Origin of the sequence: Pseudomonas arsenicoxydans (assembly GCF_006438915.1) — a bacterium.
Classification (GTDB): Bacteria; Pseudomonadota; Gammaproteobacteria; order Pseudomonadales; family Pseudomonadaceae; genus Aquipseudomonas; species Aquipseudomonas arsenicoxydans_A.
The window spans coordinates 352,836-372,963 of the sequence record NZ_RCZE01000001.1; the positions used below are offsets into that span (position 1 = coordinate 352,836).

The following is a 20,128-nucleotide window of genomic DNA, read 5'->3' on the forward strand; positions in this document are numbered from 1 at the left end:
CAATTCACTCATCCAGGCACGCGAGGTGTCTATGAAACGCAAAAAGCAAAAAGCGAAGCCGTTAATGATCGCTGAGTACCATGCCGAGGCGCTCCGTTTAGCGGGAAACGTTTCTACCAGCCAACATCGCTTTTTTAAAGTGGCGGCAACATATGGCAAAGAACTTGAACCTGATGGCTTGCTTGCAGGTACACGAGTCTGACTAGACTCCCCGTCGTTGCTGTTAGCGGCCACCATCAACAGATCATTATTGACGCTTGCCCGAATGATCAAATTTGAATAGGCTTCCCGTTGTGGGTGTATCTGTTGAGGATGCACAGGCTTCGGCCTCACCGAAGCCTGCAAACAAAAAACCGCCTACTCAAGGCGGTTTTTTTTCGCCTTCAATTTAGCTTTCGCCGATGTCCTTCATTGTTCCAGGCAACGTCCTACAAAAACCTCATCCTGCGACTGATTACGTGGGTACTCCACACTCGCTTACGCTCAACCAAACAGAAAGACACTCGCAACATCCTGCGAAAGTTTGGTGCCTGTGCCGTCACGCGACCCGGCTACTCTTCAAAAAACCGCAGGAAGCGGTTCCCGTAAAGCTCAAGGAACGATCATGTCCCTCTCCATCGTCCACAGCCGCGCCCAGATTGGTGTGGATGCGCCCGCCGTTACCGTCGAAGTCCACCTCGCCAACGGTTTACCTTCGCTGACCATGGTCGGTTTGCCCGAAGCGGCCGTGAAGGAAAGCAAGGACCGGGTACGCAGCGCGATCATCAATTCAGGCCTGCAATTCCCGGCGCGGCGTATCACGCTGAATCTCGCCCCGGCGGATTTGCCGAAGGACGGCGGGCGATTTGATCTGGCGATTGCCTTGGGGATTTTGTCAGCCAGCGTGCAAGTGCCGACATTGACCCTGGATGACATTGAATGCCTGGGGGAGTTGGCGTTGTCAGGCGCGGTACGTGCTGTGAGAGGCGTATTGCCGGCTGCGCTGGCGGCACGCAAGGCCGGACGCTCGCTGATGGTGCCGCGGGCAAATGCCGAGGAGGCCTGCCTGGCGTCGGGGTTGAAGGTGTTTGCCGTGGATCACCTGCTGGAAGCCGTTGCGCACTTCAATGGACATACGCCGGTTGAACCCTACGTTTCCAATGGCTTGCTCTACGCCAGCAAACCCTATCCAGACTTGAATGAGGTGCAAGGGCAACTCTCGGCCAAGCGCGCATTGCTGATTGCGGCAGCTGGAGCTCACAACCTGCTGTTTAGCGGACCGCCGGGGACCGGGAAAACGCTGTTGGCGAGCCGGTTGCCGGGGCTGCTTCCCCCGCTAGCCGAAAACGAGGCACTGGAAGTCGCAGCCATTCAATCCGTCACCAGTTGCGTGCCCTTGAGCCATTGGCCACAGCGGCCATTTCGCCAACCCCACCACTCCGCCTCAGGACCCGCACTTGTAGGTGGAGGTTCGAAACCTCAACCCGGTGAAATCACCCTCGCCCACCATGGCGTGCTGTTTCTCGATGAACTCCCGGAGTTTGATCGCAAGGTATTGGAGGTTCTGAGAGAGCCATTGGAGTCGGGCTGCATCGTAATTTCCCGCGCCAAAGACCGCGTACGATTTCCGGCGCGATTCCAGTTGGTCGCAGCGATGAACCCGTGCCCCTGTGGATATCTTGGCGAACCGAGTGGCAAATGCAGTTGCACGCCGGACATGGTCCAGCGCTATCGCAACAAATTGTCGGGGCCGCTACTGGATCGGATAGACCTGCACCTGACCGTCGCTCGGGAAGCCACGTCGTTGAACCCTGCGCGGAAGCCCGGTGACGACACCGCCACCGCCGCCGTACTGGTCGCCAACGCACGAGAGCGACAACAAAAACGCCAGGGCTGCGCGAACGCTTTCCTTGATCTGCCGGGCCTGCGCCAACACTGCAAGTTATCCACAACCGACGAGACCTGGCTGGAAACAGCCTGTGAGCGATTGACCTTGTCACTGCGAGCGGCCCATCGACTGCTCAAGGTCTCACGCACCCTGGCTGACCTTGAGCAGGTCGATAACATCACTCGCGAGCACTTGGCCGAAGCGCTTCAATACCGGCCAACATCGAACTAGCAGAGACTATTCCTTGCTGATGTCCACCAACGGCGTAGCCCTCATCTCAGTCTCCCGCCCACCCTGAATATCACTCACCGTCTTCAACGCCTTATCCACAGCCCCTTTATCCGCCAGCAAGCTGTACCTGATCTGAAACTGCTTCTGCTCCTTTACCCCAATCATCGGCACCAAACCCAGTGGCCGCTGATACCGACGGTTGTAAGAAAAGCTCGTCCCCGGCTCCAACCCGGTCACATACCCCTGCCCTTGCGTATCGGTGTTCTTCCACAATGAAAAAACCGGCAACTGCCGGGTATTAAACCCGACCGACACCCCAAGGCTTCCCGCCTTGTTATGCAACACGGTCAACGTGTCGCCCTTGGCATCGCCATAAGGCACAACGTTGTAAACGGTCTCGTCATAATCCTTGGTCGGCGCGCGGTAAGTCTGCCAATCCGGCAAATCTCCCTTGGCCTTGTCATTGAACGGCGAAACCTGTTTCACCGGCGCGGCAAAGCGGGCGCCCTGCTCAAGGAATGGGGTGCTGAAATTACTGTGGTACAGCGCCTGATATTCCTTCGGATAATCACCGTTGTTGGTCAGCGTGTCGTTGAGGGCAAACGTAGCGCTGCCGGGCTCGGTGACCAGTTCCGTCATGACCGAGAAGTCGACTTTCTTGAAGGCCTGCTCTTTGAGTTCGCCACGCAGGCTGATGGCGTAAGGCGGTTGCTCATCGATGTGCAGGGTGACTTTGCTGGCCGGGATGTTGGCGGCGCGGCCATGGAGGGTCAGCAGTTCGCCGTTATCCATGCCGGGATGGCCGACCCATTCGTAGCCGCAGCGGGCGACCAGTTCGTTGAAGCCTTCCAGCCAGCCCAGGCCGCCGCGCCCGTTGAGTTCGATGAAGGACGGGTTGACCACGTCCTTGACGGGCGAATCCCAGCCCATGCGCACAGTCCCGACCGACGCCTGCAGGACGTTCATCCCGCGGGTCGGCACCACCGAGAGTTTCATCGTGCCGTTATCAATGTCGACGATGCTGACGCCCTCTTGCCGTCCGCCGTGCAGGTTTCGAAGGGTCACGGAGAAGGGTTTGTCGGTTTTCACACCGAGTTGCTGGCTGGTGATCTGCCAGTTTTGGGCAGCCTTGTCGCTGTCGAGCAGGACGTAGTCCCAAGCCATGGCGTGGGAGGCGGACAGCGCGCCAAAGGCAACGACGATTTTGAGGGGAGTCATGAGAAAGCCTTTCTTGGAGTTGTGCATTTTTATAGCGCTGATGAAACGTTTCAGCAAGCTTAAAAAAGCAGACGCCCGAGCCTTCCCAAGTCAATTCAAATTGACCTCATGCAACCTGTGCACACTTACGCTAGTCTCATACGGTTTTGGACCTCCGCTAATTGACGGCGACATCATTATGACATTAAGGTCGCCAGCCAATTGCAGGAGCAAGCGCAGACGTTTTTGTCTGTCAATTTTGCGCAACGGAACATAGGGAGTTTGAATGCGCGGGGCACTATTACGCAGCGGTAAGAGCGGGTCATTCATAGCCCTGGGCGAAACAGGTCAACCAGTCTACCGGGCTGCCTTGCAATTGCGCGAAGCCATTCGCCGCAAAAATCCCGAGTTGGTCGATCATTTGGCCATCCCTCAAAGCGATGAGCTCGGTAACCAGATCGACTGGTACAGCGGCCTCGACGGCGATGTGATCCCGTGGAGCAGTGCGACCGAAGAGGAACGCGCCCCTGCCCGCCGCCAACTTGAAGCGCTGAAAACTGCGCTCGAGGAATTGAGCCAGCGTTTCCTGGTCACTGAATCCGGCGAACCGCAGCAAGGCGACAAAGCCGTGTTCGGCAAGTTGCTCAAGCGCGTGATTCATTTCCCCGACGAGAATTTCGTCTACCTGGTGCAAGGCAAACCGGTGCTGACCTTTTGGGGTTTCGAGCATGCCGGTACCGACAATCGCGATCCTCTGCACAGCCTCTATCAAGTTCCGCCCGCGTTCACGCTGCCACCCGAGGTCGAAGCGCCTGTTGTTGCGCCGGTCGTGCCGGTGGTTGCTCGTCCATGGTGGCGCCGCTGGTGGTGGCTGTTGCTGCTGCCGTTCCTGCTGCTGCTTTTGTGGCTGTTGCTCGGCCTGCGCGGTTGCGTGCCGATTCCGTCGGTGGCGGTAGACCTGCTGCCTGAGGGCATCGTGCCGGTGGAAAAACAACTGGAAGAGCCGAAATTGCCTGGCAATGTCACGACGTTGAATGGCGTTCCGGTGAATGGCACGGTTGTGGGTTCCACTACAGGAACCGGCACCGCCGTGACCGGAACTCATGGCGTGGAAGCGCCGGCGGTCGAAGGTAGCGAAGCTGATGCAGCAACCGCCGGCGTGACCCAGGACCCGGCCAAAGACCCGACAGCAGATCCGGCAGCCGAATCGCCAACCGCACCACCCGAGAGCAAAACCGCGCCGCCGGATATCACATCACCCGAGGCCGAAAAACCCGCCGCCGCAAAACCCGGCCCGCCCCTGAGCATTCCGCCAGACGCCGCCGACGGTGCCGCCAAGTTCCTCGACGGTCAGTACCGCGCCGGGGCCGGTATTCAGGATCGCAAGACCGGCAAACCACTGCGTCTGGAGTACCAACTCAAGGACGGCAAGGGCGAAGTCACCGTGCATCAGGCCGACGGCACCAAGTGCAGCGGGCCAGTGAGCGCTACCATGAAGGGAGGCAGCCTGGCCATCGACAGTCAGGGTCAGGCCGTGTGCGCCGACGGCAGCACTTACGACATGCCCAAGGTCAACTGCCGCAAAGGGGCGACCACGGTCGCGGACTGCACCGGCGGTTACGGAAAAGATCAATTCCCCATGTCCATGCGGCACGCGGCCGATAAAACGGAATAACCTGACATGTTGCCTGAAGTCACCCAATTCGAAGACACCGTCACGCTGGTCAGCGACACCGGCATCCAGTTCATGGATTTCGCCCTGCGCCTGGATCCTCGCAAGGAACCGGCAGGTGAATTCGCGCCGATGATCAGCGGGCTGATCTGCCGCCTGGCGTACAACCAAGAGAAAGACTTCTTTTTCTACGAGCCCGAACCGGAAAAGATCGAGAAAGCCAAACCTGCGTTCAGCGTCGACATGAAAAGCAGCCTCGAATTGCTTGACGGTGTCTGGCTGCCGACCCCGTTTTTCCGCTTCATGCCACCGCACCGCTTCGACGAAGGCCCGACCAACTGGTCGCGCATGCGCCTGGTGAAACTGGCGGCACCCGACATTGACGGCAACACCCACCGCCTGACGATGGCGTTCGACAGCCGTGTGATGCCCAAGCGTGACGGCACCGCTTACCTGGCGCCAAACGAAGAAGACATCAGCTCCGGCGTGTCTTTCAAACTGGCGACCAAGGCCAGCGAAACCCGTTGGTTCCTGGCGCAGCCGTGGGTCAACGAGTGGCTGCTGGAAGTGTTCAACGAGGGCAATGCCCACCGCTCACGCGCCGAGCTGGACACCGATATCCGCGCCAACTATCACCTGGCGCACTACCTCAATTTGCTCAGCCTGTTGAGCACGCCGTCCGCCGCCCAGCAATCGACGGCCCGGGTGAAAGTTGAAATCCCCGAGCTGAAAGTGGTCGCCAACGACAGCAATGGCCTGGTCAAACCGATCCCGGTGGACCTGGTGCTGGACGTCGGCAACTCGCGCACCTGCGGCATCCTGATCGAAAACCACGGTCAGGCCGGCTCCGGGCTGAAGCAGAACTACGTGCTGGAACTGCGTGACCTGATCACCCCCGAACACACCTACAACCTGCCGTTCGAAAGCCGCGTGGAGTTCGCGCAAGCGTATTTCGGCAAGGACCACTGCTCGGTCAAGAGCGGCCGGCACGATGCGTTCCAGTGGGCGACGATTGCCCGCGTCGGCAACGAAGCCAGCCGTCTGGCCAGCCGTCGTCGCGGCACCGAAGGCTCCACCGGCCTGTCCAGCCCGAAACGCTACCTGTGGGACGAAAACGCCTACGGCCATGGCTGGCGTTTCAACTGTTCGTACATCAAGACCGACAGCGAGCCGTACGCCACCGCCGCGCCGTTCTCGCACCTGATCAACGAAACCGGCGAGGCGCTGTACAGCCTCGAAGAAGATGATCGCCTGCCGGTGTTCATGCCGCGTTACTCGCGCAGCTCGCTGATGACCTTCATGCTCGCCGAAGTGCTGGCCCAGGCGCTGTCGCAAATCAACAGCCCGGCCCAACGCTCGCGCCAGGGTCACACCCGCGTGCCGCGCCAGCTCAACAGCATCACCCTGACCGTGCCGCCGGGCATGCCCCAGGCCGAGCGCAGCATCCTCAACGAACGCATGCTGCAAGCCATCGGCCTGGTGTGGAAAAGCCTCGGCTGGCATGCCGGCGAGGAAGATCCGCATCTGGATCAGGCCGTCAGCCCTCGCACCCCGATCCCGAGCATTCGCGTGGAATGGGACGAAGCCTCCTGCGGCCAGTTGGTGTACCTGTACACCGAGGTCAACGAGAATTTTGCCGGTCACCCGGAAGAGTTTTTCGACACCATCGCCCGGCCTGACAAGACCGACCGCGAACGCATCACCCTGGCGACCATCGACATCGGCGGCGGCACCACCGACCTGGTGATCACCGACTACCGCCTCGACCGCGCCGGCAACACTGGCAGCGGCAGTAACGTGCACATCGTGCCCGAGCAGCGTTTTCGCGATGGCTTCAAGGTGGCCGGCGACGACATCCTGCTGGACGTGATTCAGGACTTCATCCTGCCGAGCTTCGAAAAAGCCTTGCAGAACGCCGGCGTGAAAGCCCCGGACTCACTGATGTCACGCCTGTGTGGCGACGAATCGGTGAGCGCTCAGGACATGATCCTGCGCCAGCAATTGAACCTGCAGGTGTTCGTCCCGTTGGGCCTGGCGCTGCTCAAGGCGTACGAGCATTACGATCCGCAGGTCCCGCAAGAAGTCACCCCGCAAAGCTATCGCCAATTGCTCGGGGACAACGCGATCAGCCAGACCGTGCTCGACTACGTCAACGCCGCCGTGCGCCGCGATGTCGGTGCTCAGAGCGGTTTCGACCTGTATGCCGCGCCGATCAGTTTCGACCTGCAAAAGCTCCACGCCGCGTTCCTCAACGACCAGATCAACATCACCAAGATTCTCGGTGCGCTGTGTGAAGTGGTGGCGCATTACCCGTGCGACGTCCTGCTGCTGACCGGCCGCCCTTCGCGCCTGCCCGGCATCCAGGCGTTCATTCGCAAGGTGTTGCCGCTGCCACCGGGACGCATTCTGGCGCTGCAAAACTACCGCACCGGCGGCTGGTATCCGTTTCACAAGAACGGCCGGATCGACGACCCGAAAAGCACCGCGTCGGTCGGCGCGATGCTCTGCCTGTTGTGCGCCAACCACAGCGTGCCGAACTTTTACTTCCGGGCATCGGCGCTCAAGCCGTATTCGACGGTCAAGAATATCGGCGTGATCGACCTGAACAACGTGATCAAGGATGCCGATGTGCTGTACCGCGACATCCAGTCCGAAGACTACAAAATCAAGCTGCCGGAAATCGGCGTGGGCGACGCCGCCGACACGCCACAGCTGGAAATGCGCGGCGATCTGCGCCTCGGTTTCCGCCAACTGGCCGCTGACCGCTGGGCCGCCTCGCCGCTGTACACCTTGCGGTTCACCAAGGCCGGTCGGGAGAAATTTTCCCGGGCGATCGGTGAAAACGGCAGTGCGCCGTTGCTCAAAGTACGGTTCGAGGTCAAGCCGGCAGACAAGTACACCCGCAAGCAGGATCTGGTCAGCGACCGCCTCTCGGTTCGCAACATCGAATCCAACTGTAACAACGTCAACTTCAACCCGCGCAGCGACCTCGAGCTGGAACTCAACACCATGCTCGACGCCGGCCTGAGCGAGACCAAGTACTGGCTCGACAGTGGAAGTGTGAAACGCAAATGAATGACCTGACCCCCGATCAAACTCAGCTCTCTGCCAGTTGGGCCGCTGTTTATGAAGGCGCCGGTCAGGCGCTGGACTGGATTGCCCAGACGCGCGGCAACGCACCGCGCCTGGACAGCGAAGCCGACAACCTGAACATCCGCCTGCACCGTGCCCGCAACCTGGCTCACAGCCTCGGCCGCGTGGCCTGCACGCCGATGACCATTGGCTTTTTCGGCTTGTCCCAGGCCGGCAAGTCCTACCTGATTTCGGCCCTCGCGGCGGGTCAGAACGGCAAACTGGAAACCGATTTCGGCGGCCAGCGCCTGGACTTCATCAAGCACATCAACCCGGTGGGTGGCGGCAAGGAAGCCACCGGCCTGGTGACGCGCTTCAGCCGTCGTGCCACGGAAAGCCAGGACAATGAGTTTCCGGTAGAGCTCACGCTGTTCAAGGAAATCGAGCTGGCGAAGATTCTCGCCAACTCCTGGTTCAAGGATTTCGACCTTGAGCGCATTTCCTACGAGATCGACGAAGAGCGCATCCAGCGCGTACTCAAACCGTTCGAAGGCCGCGAAACCGGACCGCTGCAAACCGGCGTCAACGCCGATGACCTGGTGTCGCTGTGGGATTACTTGCGCGACAACTTCCGCAACTCGGTGAAAAAACTTGAGCACCTGTACTGGCCCAAGGCGTTGCAACTGGCGCCACGCCTGAATTTCCAGGAACGGGCCGAGCTGTTTTCGATCCTCTGGGGTGAGCAACGCGAGCTGACGCGGGTGTACCAGCAACTGGCCGGCGCCCTCCACACACTGGGCTTGCCTGAGACCGTGTTCGCACCGTTGAAGGCATTGGTGAGTTTCGAAAACGACACCTACAGCCAGCGCGACAGCATCATGAACGTCGACATCCTCGAACGCTTTGGCAGCCCGCGGGATTTGCCGATCGAGGTTCGCCCCCTGATGGACGGTCGCCTGCAAAACAGTCAGGCCATCCCGGTCGCGCAACTGGCAGCGTTGACCGCCGAAATGACCTTCCGCCTGATCGAAGCGCCGCTGGATGACATCGTCAATCAGGTCGACCTGCTGGACTTCCCCGGTTATCGCGGGCGCAAGAAACTGCACGAGATCGCCGATTCCAGCGACCCGCAATCCGCCACCAAGGACAACTCCGTTTCGCAGCTGATCCTGCGGGGCAAGGTCGCGTACCTGTTCGAGCGCTACACCGACAACCAGGAAATGAACGCCCTGGTGGTTTGCACCGGTTCGACCAAGCAGAGCGACGTCAACGACGTGGGCCCGGTGCTGACCCGCTGGATCGAAAAGACCCAGGGCGCCGACTCGGCCGCTCGCAGCAAGCGCGACACCGGTCTGATCTGGGCGCTGACCATGCTCGACCTGCGCATCACCAACTCCCTGAGCCTGACGCCGGATCAGTACGACGAGAGCTGGAACGGCATGGTCAAGCTGACCATGCTCGAACGCTTCGGCAGCCTGAGCTGGATGAGCGACTGGGCCGGCACCCCGTTCCAGAACACCTTCCTGGTGCGCAAGCCGCGCATGGACGCGGCGTTCATCGAGCAAGACGCGAGCGGTGCGGAAACCGGCCTCAATGCCATCTATCAGGAACGTGTCGACGCACTGGGCAGCAGCTTCGCCAGTAACGACCTGGTGTGCAAACACATCAAGAACCCGGCCAATGCCTGGGCAGAAATGCTGCGCAACGATGACGGTGGCATCAGCCACTTCAGCAGCAGCTTCACCGGCGTGGCCAACATCGAATTCAAATTGCAGCGCATCCGCGAGCAATTGAGCGAATGCCTCGAAGGCCTGACCACTCACGGCCTGAGCACCTGGTACCACGCCGACGCCGATGGTGCCGCTGCCGCCAAGAAGGCCCAGGCGCAGATGATTCTGACCGGCCTGGGCCGTCGCCCTGCGGTGCTTGGCGAGCTGATCGATCAACTCGACATGCCGAGCGAAGAAGTGCGCGACCTGTACCTCAGCGGCGTGTACGAAACCGATGACGAGCCGGCCGTTGACGATGAACCGGTCGCTCCGACACCGAGCCAGAGCCTGTACGGCAACGACACCGGTTTCGATTTCGATTTTGGTGACGACACGAGCGCTGACGCCCCCGTCAGCAACAACAGCAGCAGCAAAAACGGCACTCCCGCGCCCGAGCTGCAAAGCAACGAGCATCGATTTGCCAAAGCCGCCTTCAAGGCCTGGATTGCGCATTTGCGTGAGCTGACCACCCGCCAGAGCCTGCTCAATCTGCTCGGTCTGGAAAAGGCCTTGCTCGAAGCGGTGGTCGACGAACTGATCACTGCCGGTTATCGACAGGATTTGCCGGGGCAACTGAGCCGCGCGGTTCTCAAGCGTGCACAAAGCGGCGCGCGGCGCGATCAACTGGTCGAACGCCAGGTGTTCGAAGTGCAACGTGTGCTGCGCGATTTCGTGTCATGGTTCGGCTACCTGCAGAAGCCGGTGAGCGAGCGTCCGAACAGCCGCGCCGGTGCCAAGGCGCCCCTGTTTTCGTTCTATACCGACGTCAGCCCGGGACAAGTGCCCGTGCTGCCGGCGCAACCGGCGAATCAGGCGCAGCGTTATCTCGGCGACTGGCTCTCGGGCCTGGCCTACCTCACGCAAGACAATGCCGGCCATGGTGCCGGACGTGAAATCACCCCTGAACAGAACGAACGGCTGGGCCAAGTGCTTAAAGCCTTCGCAGCGAGATAAGCAATGCCAATTCGTGTCGACCTGCTCGCGTTAGAGCCCAATGTGCCTGGCAAGGCCCGCCTTACTGTGAAGAAATGGCAGGGTAGCGAGGAACAGCTGGAGTTTTCCATTCAGCGTAACCAGGACGGTTTTTACCTCCAGGACCACAAGGCCTGGAGCAACAATCCCTTCTGGTTCAAGGTCTCGGTTTTCAACGTCACGGCCAGCGGTGACGGCCTGGAAGCTCAGGTCGGCCCGGACGTGGTGGACCCGCTGCTGGAAGGTGGCGCCAACTCGCAATTCCAGATCGAACTGCGTGAACAGAGCCACGGCCACTCCGACAAAGGCGTGGTTCGCCCAGGCGTTGGCGTCTTGCCATCCACGGCCGGCGGCCAGACGCGCTCGACGTATGGCGGCGCCGAACTGACCGCGCCGAGTGCACCAGCACCAGCACCAGCACCGGAAATCCTGGAAATCCCGGAGTTGCCTGAACTGGTCCTGTCCACCGCCGAGCCGGAAGTGGAACTGGAGTCAGTGCCCCACGAGCCCGACTACGCACCACCTCCCCCTCCGGTGAAGAAAAGCAACAAAGGCCTGATCGGCCTGTTGATTGCCGTGCTGTTGCTGTTGGCCGCGGGTGGCGGATTCTGGTTCTACAAACGCACCCCGGCGCCTGCCCCGGTGGCCGCCAACCCTGCTGCCACACCGGCCGGCGCAGACGCTCAAGCGTGTACCGTGGAGAGCATGAACAGCCTGCCTGAATTGACCTTCGTCCAGACCTGCATCAAGGCGGCGCCTGACAGTGCCAAGTTGCTGGAAATCATTAACCAGGCCAAGGCCGGCAAACACTGCGGTGTCGCCCAACGGCTGTACGCCAACCGTGCCCAGGCCGGTGACGCGCTGATCGCCAACGCTTATGCCCGTGAATACGACCCTAAATACCTGAAGGCTAGCGAGTGCTTCCCGGTCGCGGACAACGCCACCGCCGCCTATTGGTACGAAACCATCCTCACCCAGGACCCGAACAACGCCGAAGCCAAGCAGCGTTTCGAGGAGTTGCAAAAGTGATGCGCTCTCCCTTGAGTCGATTCCTGTTGAGCGGCGCCGCCCTGTTGGCGCTGTGCATCAGCCCGCTGTCCCAGGCCGATGACAAACCGCTGATCCAGGCCGGTAAAAAAACCTTGTTCCAGCGCGTGCTGACCACCCCCGGCTGCAAGATCAGCCCGACGGCGGGCGGTGCCGCCGGTGACGAACAGCCGGTTTTCACGCGCTTTTACGTGTACGAACGCGCCCAAGCGAACAACGCCGAATGGCTGAAAGTCGGCCCCGACAGCTACGGCAAAACCATTGGCTGGTTGCCGGCCGGCTGCACCACCGACTGGAAGATGCAACTGACGCTGGCCTTCACCAACCCGGCCAACCGCGACCGCATGCTGTTCTTCAAGGACCGCGCCACCGTCGAGGCCATCCTCGATGCGCCGGACCCGGTAAGCAAAGTTGCACCGCTGCGAGCCACGCTGAAAAAAGGCCAGCAAGCGCCAGGTGTACTGGCCGAAGAACCTGAATTTTTCGTCGACCTGCAAAAGCAGTTCTACCTGCTGCCGGTGCTCAGTGGCGAAGAAGTCATGACCGAAAGCGGTTTCCGCACGCGCCTGCTCAACGTCGCGTCGGTCAGCAAACCGGATGACAAGAATGCCAAGGGCGGTGCCGCCAACAGCGCAGCCGGCGGCAAGGCAGCCGAGGACAAAAACGCCAACCAACTGAAGGAATTCAGCGCAGCGGTGGTGTTTGTCATCGACTCGACGATTTCCATGGACCCGTACATCGACCGCACCCGCGAGGCGATCCGCAAGGTTTATCAGCAGATCGAAGCGCAGCACCTCGGCAAGCAGGTCAAGTTCGGCATGGTCGCTTTCCGCTCCAACACCCAGGCGGTGCCGGGGCTGGAATACACCACCAAGATGTACGCCGACCCGACCAAGGTGAAAGACAGCGCCGACTTTTTTGCCAAGATCGCCGACCTCAAACAGGCCACCGTGTCGAGCAGCAGCTTCGATGAAGACTCGTTTGCAGGCGTCATGGAGAGCATCGACAAGGTCGACTGGAGCCAGTTCGGCGCGCGCTACGTGGTGCTGATCACCGATGCGGGCGCTATCGAAGGCGACGACAAACTGTCGAAGACCGGTTTGAGCGCCGCGCAGGTGCGTATGGAAGCCGCCAACCCGGGCGTGGCGATTTACACCCTGCACTTGAAAACCCCGGCCGGGGCCAAGGACCACGCCAAGGCCGAGGCGCAGTACCGGAACCTGTCGACCTACCCGGGCACCAACACCTCGCTGTACTACCCGGTGAACGCGGGCGATGTGCATGAATTCGGGCGCAAGGTCGACGCACTGGCCACCGCGATTACCACCCAGGTGAAAGCCGCCTACATGGGCGAAGACGCCATCGGCAGCGCGGCGAACGCCAAGCAGGACCCGGCCGAGAAGAAAATGCTCGAGGACGCGGCGCTGATCGGCCATGCCATGCAACTGGCCTATCTCGGCGAGAAGACCAACAGCAAGGCCCCGCCGGTGTTCAAGGCGTGGATCAGTGACCGCGACCTGATCAAGCAAAACATCCCGACCACCGATGTGCGGGTGCTGTTGACCAAGTCACAGCTCAGCGACTTGAGCGACGTGATGAAAAAAATCCTCGATGCCGCCAACGAAGGCCTGATTTCGCCAACGGAAATGTTCGATCGCCTGCGCACAGTGGCAGCGACCATGGGCGCCGATCCCAATCAGCTCAAGCAAAACAGCAACGCCAAACTGGCGGACATGGGCGTGCTCGGCGAATACCTCGAAGACCTGCCCTACCAGAGCGAAGTGCTGAACCTGGATGAAGAGACCTGGAAGAGCTGGGACGGTCTGGCGCAGGAGAAATTCATCCGCACGCTGAACACCAAACTGCGGCATTACCAGCGTTACAACGCCGATGTCGATCGTTGGGTGGCGTTGGCCAAGGACAGCGATGCGCGGGACAACGTGTACCCCGTGCCACTGGAAATGATGCCCTAACGAGACGCTGATGCTCGATATTAAGAACCTGCTGGTGCGCCGTGGTGAAGGCGCACAGGCTCATCATGTGCGTCTGCCGAACTTGCAGGTCGGTGCCGGGGAAATCCTCGCCATCACCGGCGAGAGCGGCAGCGGCAAAAGCACCTTGCTCGAAGCCATCGGCCTGTTGCTCGCACCGGTGGAACTCGAGCGCTTTCGCTTGGGCGCTACGCAGGCTCAGGACATCGCCCACCTGCTGGCGACCGACGACCAGCCGGCGCTTGCAGCGGTGCGTTCACGGCACTTGGGCTTCATTTTGCAGAGCGGCGGCTTGCTGCCATTCCTGAGCGTGCGCGACAACATCAGCCTGCCGCGCCGTTTGCTCGGGATGTCGGCGAAGAGCGAGCACATCGACCACGCCGTCGACGTGTTGCGCCTGCAAGGGTTGCTGGATAAACAACCGCAGGCCTTGTCGATTGGCGAACGCCAGCGCGTCGCCTGCGTTCGGGCGATTGCCCATGAACCGCTGCTGCTGTTGGCCGATGAACCGACCGCCGCGCTCGACCCGCTCAGCGCCCGGCGTTTGTTCGAGTTGCTGCTGAGCCTGGTGTCGAGCATGGGTTTGAGTGCGCTCGTTGTGTCCCATGACTGGGCCTTGCTAAAGGATTTCGGCTTGCCGCGACTCGGCGCTATCAACCGTCAGGGAGAAACACTGTTTGAACCGATGGACTGATCGCTTGCGCCTGCTGGGCTCACTGGCGCTGCAAGACCTCTGGCACGACCGCAAGGTCTCGCTGTGCATCGCCGCGTCCCTGGTGGCGGTGATTGCGCCGCTGTTGCTGCTGTTCGGGCTCAAGCACGGGGTGGTCAGCCAGTTGCAGGACGAACTGCTGCGTGACCCGCGCAACCTCGAAGTGAAGATGCTCAGCAACGGCAACTACGACACCGCCTGGATCGAGCGTTTGCGCCTGCGCCCCGAAACCGGTTTTGCCCTCGGCCAGACGCGCTCGCTCAATACCCAGGCCGACCTGTTGATCGGCATGCAACGCTTTGTCGAAGGTGCGGAAATCATCGCCACGGAACCTGGCGACCCACAACTGAACCTGGCGGCGCTTACCCCTGTCGGCAACCAAGTGATCCTCAGCGCGAGCGCCGCGCAACGCTTGCAGGCCAAGGTTGGCGACAGCGTGCAGTTGCGGGCGTTGCGTCGTCTGGACGGGGTCAATGAACGTGGCGAGATGACGCTGACGGTACTGGCCGTGCTAGACGGTGCCCGCTTCGGCCGCGCTGCCGGGTTTGTCGCCCCGCCGCTACTGCTGGATCTGGAGCACTTTCGCGACGGCTATCAGGTCAGTGCGTTTGGCGTCGCCACCGGCAAGCCGCTAGGCAACCTGCAACCGCTGTACGCCCGTGCCCGCGTGTATGCGCGCGACATCGATCAAGTCGCACCGCTGGAGCATTGGCTCAACGAACAACACATCGAAACGTCGAGCCGGCTGGCCGACATCGACAACGTCAAAGCCATCAACCATGTGCTGGGGCTGATCTTCGGCGTGATCGCCATGGCGGCGCTGATCGGCTGCGTGGCGTCGATGGTCGGCGCGTTCCTGGCCAACATCGACCGCAAGCGTAAAAGCCTCGCGGTCCTGCGCCTGCTGGGGTTCAAGCGCCGGGCCGTCGGCGGTTTTGTGGTCCTGCAAGCGCTGATACTGAGCCTGGCCGGTTACATCGGCGGGCTGGGGTTTTATGCTGTCGGCAGCCATTTGTTCGACTACTTGCTCGGCAGCAGCCAGGCCACCGGCACCTTCGTTTGCCGCATCACCGTCTGGCACGGCGTTGCCGCCCTGCTCCTGACCTTTCTGGTCGCCGCATTGGTGGCCGTGATCGGCGCCCTGCGAGCCATCAACATCCAACCTGCGGAGAGTCTGCGTGAGCTATAAACGTTTTGGCTTGCTGTTGCCCCTGAGCCTCGGCTATTTGCTCGACGCCTCGGCGGCGGGCTGGGAAGAGAAGTTTTACAACCCGATGCCGGACGCCGCCGACGTGGTGCTGCCGATGCCTTGCGAAGGCTCGATGGTGTTTCGCAAGGTGTTCATCCCGGTCGCCGGGCCGCTCGATGACTACCCGATCAACATCGGTCAGGACGGCGCGGAATACGGCTACGTCGAACAGACCCGACCGACGTTCATCGCCGGCAGTTTCACGGGAGCCAAGAACGACAAATCCCGCTACTACCTGATGGCCAAGTACGAGATGAGTCAGCTGCAATACGCCGCGCTGACCGAAGCCACCTGCCCCACCGCCGCCACCAAACTGCGCGTGCCGCAAACGGCGGTGAGCTGGGTGCAAGCCATCGAAGCCGCTGACAAGTACAACCTGTGGCTGCGCAAAAACGCGGCCGACAAGTTGCCCAAGGAAGACGGCGCGCAGGGCTTCTTGCGCCTGCCGACTGAAGTCGAGTGGGAGTTCGCCGCACGCGGCGGGCTGGAAGTCAGCGCCGCTGAATTCCGCGATACGAACTACCCGATGCCGGACGGTATCAATGCCTACGAGTGGTTCGCCGGAGCGCAATCGTCCAACGGCAAAGTGCAGTTGTCTGGTCTGCAAAAGCCCAATCCGCTGGGCCTGCACGACATGCTCGGTAACGTCGACGAAATGATGTTCGAGCCGTTTCGCCTGAACAAACTCGACCGCCAGCACGGTCAGGCCGGCGGTTACGTGGTGCGTGGCGGCAACTACTTGACCGCTCAGGCCGACCTGCGCACCGCATTGCGCAAGGAAGAGCCGTACTACAACGCTGATGGCCAGGTGAAAAACAAAACCACCGGCCTGCGTCTGGTGCTGGTCTCGCCGACCTTGACGTCACGCGAACGCGTCGCCAGCATCGAATCCAGCTGGAAGAAACTCGGCACCGGCAGCAAGGAAACCGAATCCGCCGACAAAGGCACGGTGCAATCGCTGAACAGCCTGGCCTCGGGTGTCGAAGACAAAGCGCTCAAGGAAAAACTCAAGGCCCTGGAGAACCAGTTGCGCGCCAGCAACCAGCAGCAGGAAGAAACCCGCGACCAGGCGATTCGCGCCAGCCTCAATCTGGGCGCATTCTTGTGCACCAAGATGCTCGACGACGGCCAGTACGTGGACTTCCTGCAAAAGAACTACAAGCTCAATTGCGAAAGCGCGGACAAAGACGCGAGCTGCGACATGCGTAAAACCAAGCTCGACGAGCAGAAGGACCGCCTGCACAAGCTCAGCCGATACTACGCCAGCAGCCTGGTGGAATCGGCGACCCTGTACGGCCAGCCACTGCTTGAAACACAGGTCCCGGTGATGGAAGAAATCATCACCCGCAACAAACAGCTGCAAGACCTGAAACCTTACTTGCGCACCCACTGGGCCAATCAGAAAGCGTTCCTGCAAAAACAGAAGATCGACACTGAAGCCTGGCTGAGCAGCTGCAAAGCCGTTACTCAATAACAATACGTCAACACCGTCATCAGGAGTTTCACCATGTCGCGCAGCCTTTGGACTCGCTTCAAGCTACAGATCGCTTTCGTACTGGCCGGCAGCCTGCTGCTGAGCGGTTGCGCCAACACCGGTAGCTCCATGCTCGGCGACAGCGGCGGCGCTGACCCACGCCTGACCCAAGGCCAGGACGCAGAGTTCTTCAGCAAGTCCGGCTACCAGGCCTGCGCCATGGGCGCCGGTGTCGGCATCCTCGCCTGCGCGCTGTCCAACAGCAACAACAAAGCCGTGTGCGCCGTCGCCGCCGGTATTACCGCGTGTGGCGTGGCCATGGGCGCGAACTACTATCTGGATCAGCGTCGCAGCGAATACGCCGACACCACCACCCGCCTGGCTAAAATGAACAGCGACGTCGAACAAGACACCCAGAACGTGATCGCCCGTACCGCGACCGCTCAGCAAGTGATCAATGACGACCAGGCGCAAATCGCCCAGATCAAAAAGGACATTGCCAACAAGAAAGTCGACAAGGCCAAGGCTCAGGTGCAAATCGCCGAGATTGATTCGAACATCGCGCGCCTGCGTAAAGACCTCGGCAACATGCGTAACAAAGTCACCGAGTACACCAAAGTGGCAGACGCCGAGCGTGCACAAGGTGCCACCGGTGCCGAGATCAAGCAGGTGGACATGAACATCATGAAACTGAACCAGAAAGTCGCCGCCCTGCAGAAGGAAGTCGACGGTCTGTACAGCCAACGCTCCGCTATCACCCTGGGCTAAGCACATGACGTTACGACAACTGGCGGTCCTCACCGCCGTCCTGGCCTTGAGCGGTTGCGCGAGCAAGCCGGGCGAATGCGATGCGACCAATCGCGACAGCAGCATGCTGACCAAGATGAACTGCGACTACTCCGGTGGTTACAGCGATCAGGTCAAGCAGAAGGAACTGGCCCTGAGCGAGTCCCGCCAACAAAACGCAATGTTCCGTCAGGTGTACGAGAACATTCAGGCCCAGCAGCTCAGCACCAAGACCGACCTGGCCAGCCAGCAGAAAGCCCAGGCGGCGCTGAACCAATCGCTGGGGCAACTGCTGACCTCGCTCAAGGCCCGGCATGCCAATGAAAGCTCGGTGCAGAAGCAGATTGCCGGCCTCGAGCAGCAGCTTAAGGCTTCGCAAGCGGCGCCGGTGACCAAGTCAACGCCGGCGACGCTGGCGGCCAAGCAGCAAGAGCTGAAGGCGTTGCAGAAGAAGGTCAATCAGCTGCAATTCAGCCTCGGCTACGAAGAGTAACTTTTCACCCCGCCGGCCTCCCGATGGAGGCCTGCACTTTTTCAGGAATCGTCGTCATGCAGCGGGTCATCAGGGATGCGCAAGCCACACCGGAGGGGATGAGTGCGCTGCAAGCCAAAGTCGCCCTCATCCAGAAGCACTTTCCGCCGACCGTCGCCAGCCTGTTTGCCATCCCGCGGATGGGCAGCGGCGACGTGCTGGAATGGTGGACCGAACTGGGTGGCCAACCCACGCCCTATGCCGACCTCAACGAGGACGCGCAACGACGTTTGCTGCAGACCTACGAAGTGCGTCAGACGTCCCTCGGGCAACTGGCGGACGAACTGCAAAGACGCGGTCAACCGACCGAAGCCGAAGACCTGCGCAGCCTGCTCGGCACGCCGGAACTGGATAAGCTCTACAGCCTCAACGGTGAGCCGTTGGTGGTGCGCTGGCACCAGCGCCCGCCCAAGCCGATCGTGCCGCCGGTGGTTCCGGTGGTGCCGGTTGTTCCTCCGTCGCGTCGTGGCTGGTGGATCGCGGCGGCGTTGCTTGCGCTGCTGTTGTTGCTGCTGGCGCTGTGGCTCTGGTGGTTCCTGCACCGCGAGCCGGTGGTCGTGGTTCCACCGGTTGCGCCTGTCGCGCCGGTGGTGACGCCCGTCGAGAAACCGGCTGAGAAAGCGGTTGAGCCGGTTCCCGAGCCTGTCGTGGAACCGGAACCTGTTCCAGAACCAGAACCGGTGCCCGAACCAAAACCAGTGCCGCCGCCCAAGCCGGTCCCACCACCAAAACCGGCCGCGCCGCCACCGCCACCCCCACCACCGCCGCCACCTCCAGCCCCGACGCTGGACAACTACGCGTGCCGTAAAAAAGCCCCGGATGCCGTGCCCCCACAATTTGTGGTGGTACTCGACACCTCGGGCTCGATGGACTTGAACATCAGGTCGGTGAAATCCGATGAGGACTGGTTCTTCGGCAATGAGATGAACAAGTACCTGGACGTGAACCGCACCCGGGCGATCTTCGCCAAACCCAGCCGCATGGACGTCGCCAAGGACTCGCTGGCCGGCATGATCAACGGGCTCGATCCGAAGATCGACACGCGCCTGATCACCTTCGCCGGTTGCGAACGAACACCGGACCAGGGCGTGTTCAGGTTTGGTGACCGTCAGCGGTTGATCAACGGGATACGCGGTCTGGTGCCCAACGACGGTACACCGCTGGCCGACAGCCTGGCCTACGCGGCGAGCACGGTCGACGGGCGCAATAACGATGCGGTGATCGTGATGTTTGTCGACGGTGAGGACGGATGCCAGAAAGACGCTTGCGCGGTATCCCGCCGAATCGCCAGGGAACAACCGCGCCTGCGGGTCAACGTGGTCAAAATCGGTGCCGGCGGCCCGTCACGCTGCATCGCTGAAAACACCGGTGGCCGGGTTTACAGCAGCACCAATGCGGCTGAGCTGGGTAGCCAGCTGAAACAGGCGACCAAGGAAGTGTCGAGCAATGCCAAGTGCGACTAGCCGGGGGTAGATCCTGATTTGAGGTGACCCCATTCGCGAGCAAGCCCGCTCCCACATTTGATCTCTAGTGTTCACAAATTTTGTGTTCACCACC

General features: G+C 61.0%; 14 protein-coding genes. 13 read left to right on the forward strand and 1 reads right to left on the reverse strand.

Going from position 1 to position 20,128, the window contains the following annotated elements; translation table 11 throughout:
* The first annotated feature begins 31 nt into the window (after window positions 1-31).
* Window positions 32-202, forward strand: a complete 171-nt coding sequence (locus tag EAH78_RS32265; RefSeq protein WP_170219091.1) for a hypothetical protein — start codon at window positions 32-34, stop codon at window positions 200-202.
* A gap of 402 nt (window positions 203-604) precedes the next feature.
* On the forward strand, window positions 605-2,098 hold the full coding sequence (locus EAH78_RS01645; RefSeq protein ID WP_140664668.1) for a YifB family Mg chelatase-like AAA ATPase: 1,494 nt from the start codon (window positions 605-607) through the stop codon (window positions 2,096-2,098).
* Between the two features lie 6 nt (window positions 2,099-2,104).
* On the opposite strand, the gene EAH78_RS01650 is transcribed toward EAH78_RS01645, so the two are convergent.
* Window positions 2,105-3,316: an aldose 1-epimerase family protein gene (locus tag EAH78_RS01650; protein WP_140664671.1), complete on the reverse strand. Its 1,212-nt coding sequence runs from the start codon at window positions 3,314-3,316 to the stop codon at window positions 2,105-2,107.
* Between the two features lie 265 nt (window positions 3,317-3,581).
* Between EAH78_RS01650 and EAH78_RS01655 the strand changes: the two genes are divergently transcribed.
* Genes EAH78_RS01655 through EAH78_RS01705 form a run of 11 tightly spaced genes read left to right on the forward strand, consistent with a single transcriptional unit; the run spans window position 3,582 to window position 20,034 of the window.
* The gene (locus tag EAH78_RS01655; RefSeq protein WP_140664675.1) at window positions 3,582-4,970 is read left to right on the forward strand and encodes an SrfA family protein; all 1,389 of its coding nucleotides are present in this window, start codon (window positions 3,582-3,584) and stop codon (window positions 4,968-4,970) included.
* A gap of 6 nt (window positions 4,971-4,976) precedes the next feature.
* On the forward strand, window positions 4,977-8,042 hold the full coding sequence (locus EAH78_RS01660) for a virulence factor SrfB (RefSeq protein WP_140664678.1): 3,066 nt from the start codon (window positions 4,977-4,979) through the stop codon (window positions 8,040-8,042).
* The gene (locus tag EAH78_RS01665; RefSeq protein ID WP_140664682.1) at window positions 8,039-10,762 is read left to right on the forward strand and encodes a putative virulence factor; all 2,724 of its coding nucleotides are present in this window, start codon (window positions 8,039-8,041) and stop codon (window positions 10,760-10,762) included. Before EAH78_RS01660 ends, EAH78_RS01665 begins: the two co-directional genes overlap by 4 nt.
* Window positions 10,763-10,765: 3 nt before the next feature.
* Window positions 10,766-11,809, forward strand: a complete 1,044-nt coding sequence (locus EAH78_RS01670) for a hypothetical protein (RefSeq protein WP_140664687.1) — start codon at window positions 10,766-10,768, stop codon at window positions 11,807-11,809.
* Window positions 11,809-13,800: a vWA domain-containing protein gene (locus EAH78_RS01675; RefSeq protein ID WP_170219097.1), complete on the forward strand. Its 1,992-nt coding sequence runs from the start codon at window positions 11,809-11,811 to the stop codon at window positions 13,798-13,800. Before EAH78_RS01670 ends, EAH78_RS01675 begins: the two co-directional genes overlap by 1 nt.
* A gap of 10 nt (window positions 13,801-13,810) precedes the next feature.
* Window positions 13,811-14,512, forward strand: coding sequence for an ABC transporter ATP-binding protein (locus EAH78_RS01680; protein ID WP_140664690.1), 702 nt, complete (start codon window positions 13,811-13,813; stop codon window positions 14,510-14,512).
* The gene (locus EAH78_RS01685; RefSeq protein WP_140664695.1) at window positions 14,496-15,719 is read left to right on the forward strand and encodes an ABC transporter permease; all 1,224 of its coding nucleotides are present in this window, start codon (window positions 14,496-14,498) and stop codon (window positions 15,717-15,719) included. Before EAH78_RS01680 ends, EAH78_RS01685 begins: the two co-directional genes overlap by 17 nt.
* Window positions 15,709-17,253: an SUMF1/EgtB/PvdO family nonheme iron enzyme gene (locus tag EAH78_RS01690; RefSeq protein ID WP_140664698.1), complete on the forward strand. Its 1,545-nt coding sequence runs from the start codon at window positions 15,709-15,711 to the stop codon at window positions 17,251-17,253. The genes EAH78_RS01685 and EAH78_RS01690 overlap by 11 nt, the downstream gene beginning before the upstream one ends.
* A gap of 33 nt (window positions 17,254-17,286) precedes the next feature.
* On the forward strand, window positions 17,287-18,021 hold the full coding sequence (locus EAH78_RS01695; protein WP_140664701.1) for a hypothetical protein: 735 nt from the start codon (window positions 17,287-17,289) through the stop codon (window positions 18,019-18,021).
* A gap of 4 nt (window positions 18,022-18,025) precedes the next feature.
* Window positions 18,026-18,532, forward strand: coding sequence for a hypothetical protein (locus EAH78_RS01700; protein WP_140664704.1), 507 nt, complete (start codon window positions 18,026-18,028; stop codon window positions 18,530-18,532).
* A 56-nt stretch (window positions 18,533-18,588) separates the two neighbouring features.
* Window positions 18,589-20,034, forward strand: a complete 1,446-nt coding sequence (locus EAH78_RS01705; RefSeq protein ID WP_140664707.1) for a vWA domain-containing protein — start codon at window positions 18,589-18,591, stop codon at window positions 20,032-20,034.
* Window positions 20,035-20,128: the final 94 nt, after the last annotated feature.

Excerpts from the sequence above, each read along its gene's own strand:
- EAH78_RS01700 (WP_140664704.1), top strand. The coding sequence starts at position 18,026 with ATGACGTTACGACAACTGGCGGTCCTCACCGCCGTCCTGGCCTTGAGC.
- EAH78_RS01665 (WP_140664682.1), top strand. The coding sequence starts at position 8,039 with ATGAATGACCTGACCCCCGATCAAACTCAGCTCTCTGCCAGTTGGGCC.
- EAH78_RS01680 (WP_140664690.1), top strand. The coding sequence starts at position 13,811 with ATGCTCGATATTAAGAACCTGCTGGTGCGCCGTGGTGAAGGCGCACAG.
- EAH78_RS01660 (WP_140664678.1), top strand. The coding sequence starts at position 4,977 with ATGTTGCCTGAAGTCACCCAATTCGAAGACACCGTCACGCTGGTCAGC.
- EAH78_RS32265 (WP_170219091.1), top strand. The coding sequence starts at position 32 with ATGAAACGCAAAAAGCAAAAAGCGAAGCCGTTAATGATCGCTGAGTAC.
- EAH78_RS01645 (WP_140664668.1), top strand. The coding sequence starts at position 605 with ATGTCCCTCTCCATCGTCCACAGCCGCGCCCAGATTGGTGTGGATGCG.
- EAH78_RS01655 (WP_140664675.1), top strand. The coding sequence starts at position 3,582 with ATGCGCGGGGCACTATTACGCAGCGGTAAGAGCGGGTCATTCATAGCC.
- EAH78_RS01650 (WP_140664671.1), bottom strand. The coding sequence starts at position 3,316 with ATGACTCCCCTCAAAATCGTCGTTGCCTTTGGCGCGCTGTCCGCCTCC.
- EAH78_RS01695 (WP_140664701.1), top strand. The coding sequence starts at position 17,287 with ATGTCGCGCAGCCTTTGGACTCGCTTCAAGCTACAGATCGCTTTCGTA.
- EAH78_RS01705 (WP_140664707.1), top strand. The coding sequence starts at position 18,589 with ATGCAGCGGGTCATCAGGGATGCGCAAGCCACACCGGAGGGGATGAGT.
- EAH78_RS01670 (WP_140664687.1), top strand. The coding sequence starts at position 10,766 with ATGCCAATTCGTGTCGACCTGCTCGCGTTAGAGCCCAATGTGCCTGGC.
- EAH78_RS01675 (WP_170219097.1), top strand. The coding sequence starts at position 11,809 with ATGCGCTCTCCCTTGAGTCGATTCCTGTTGAGCGGCGCCGCCCTGTTG.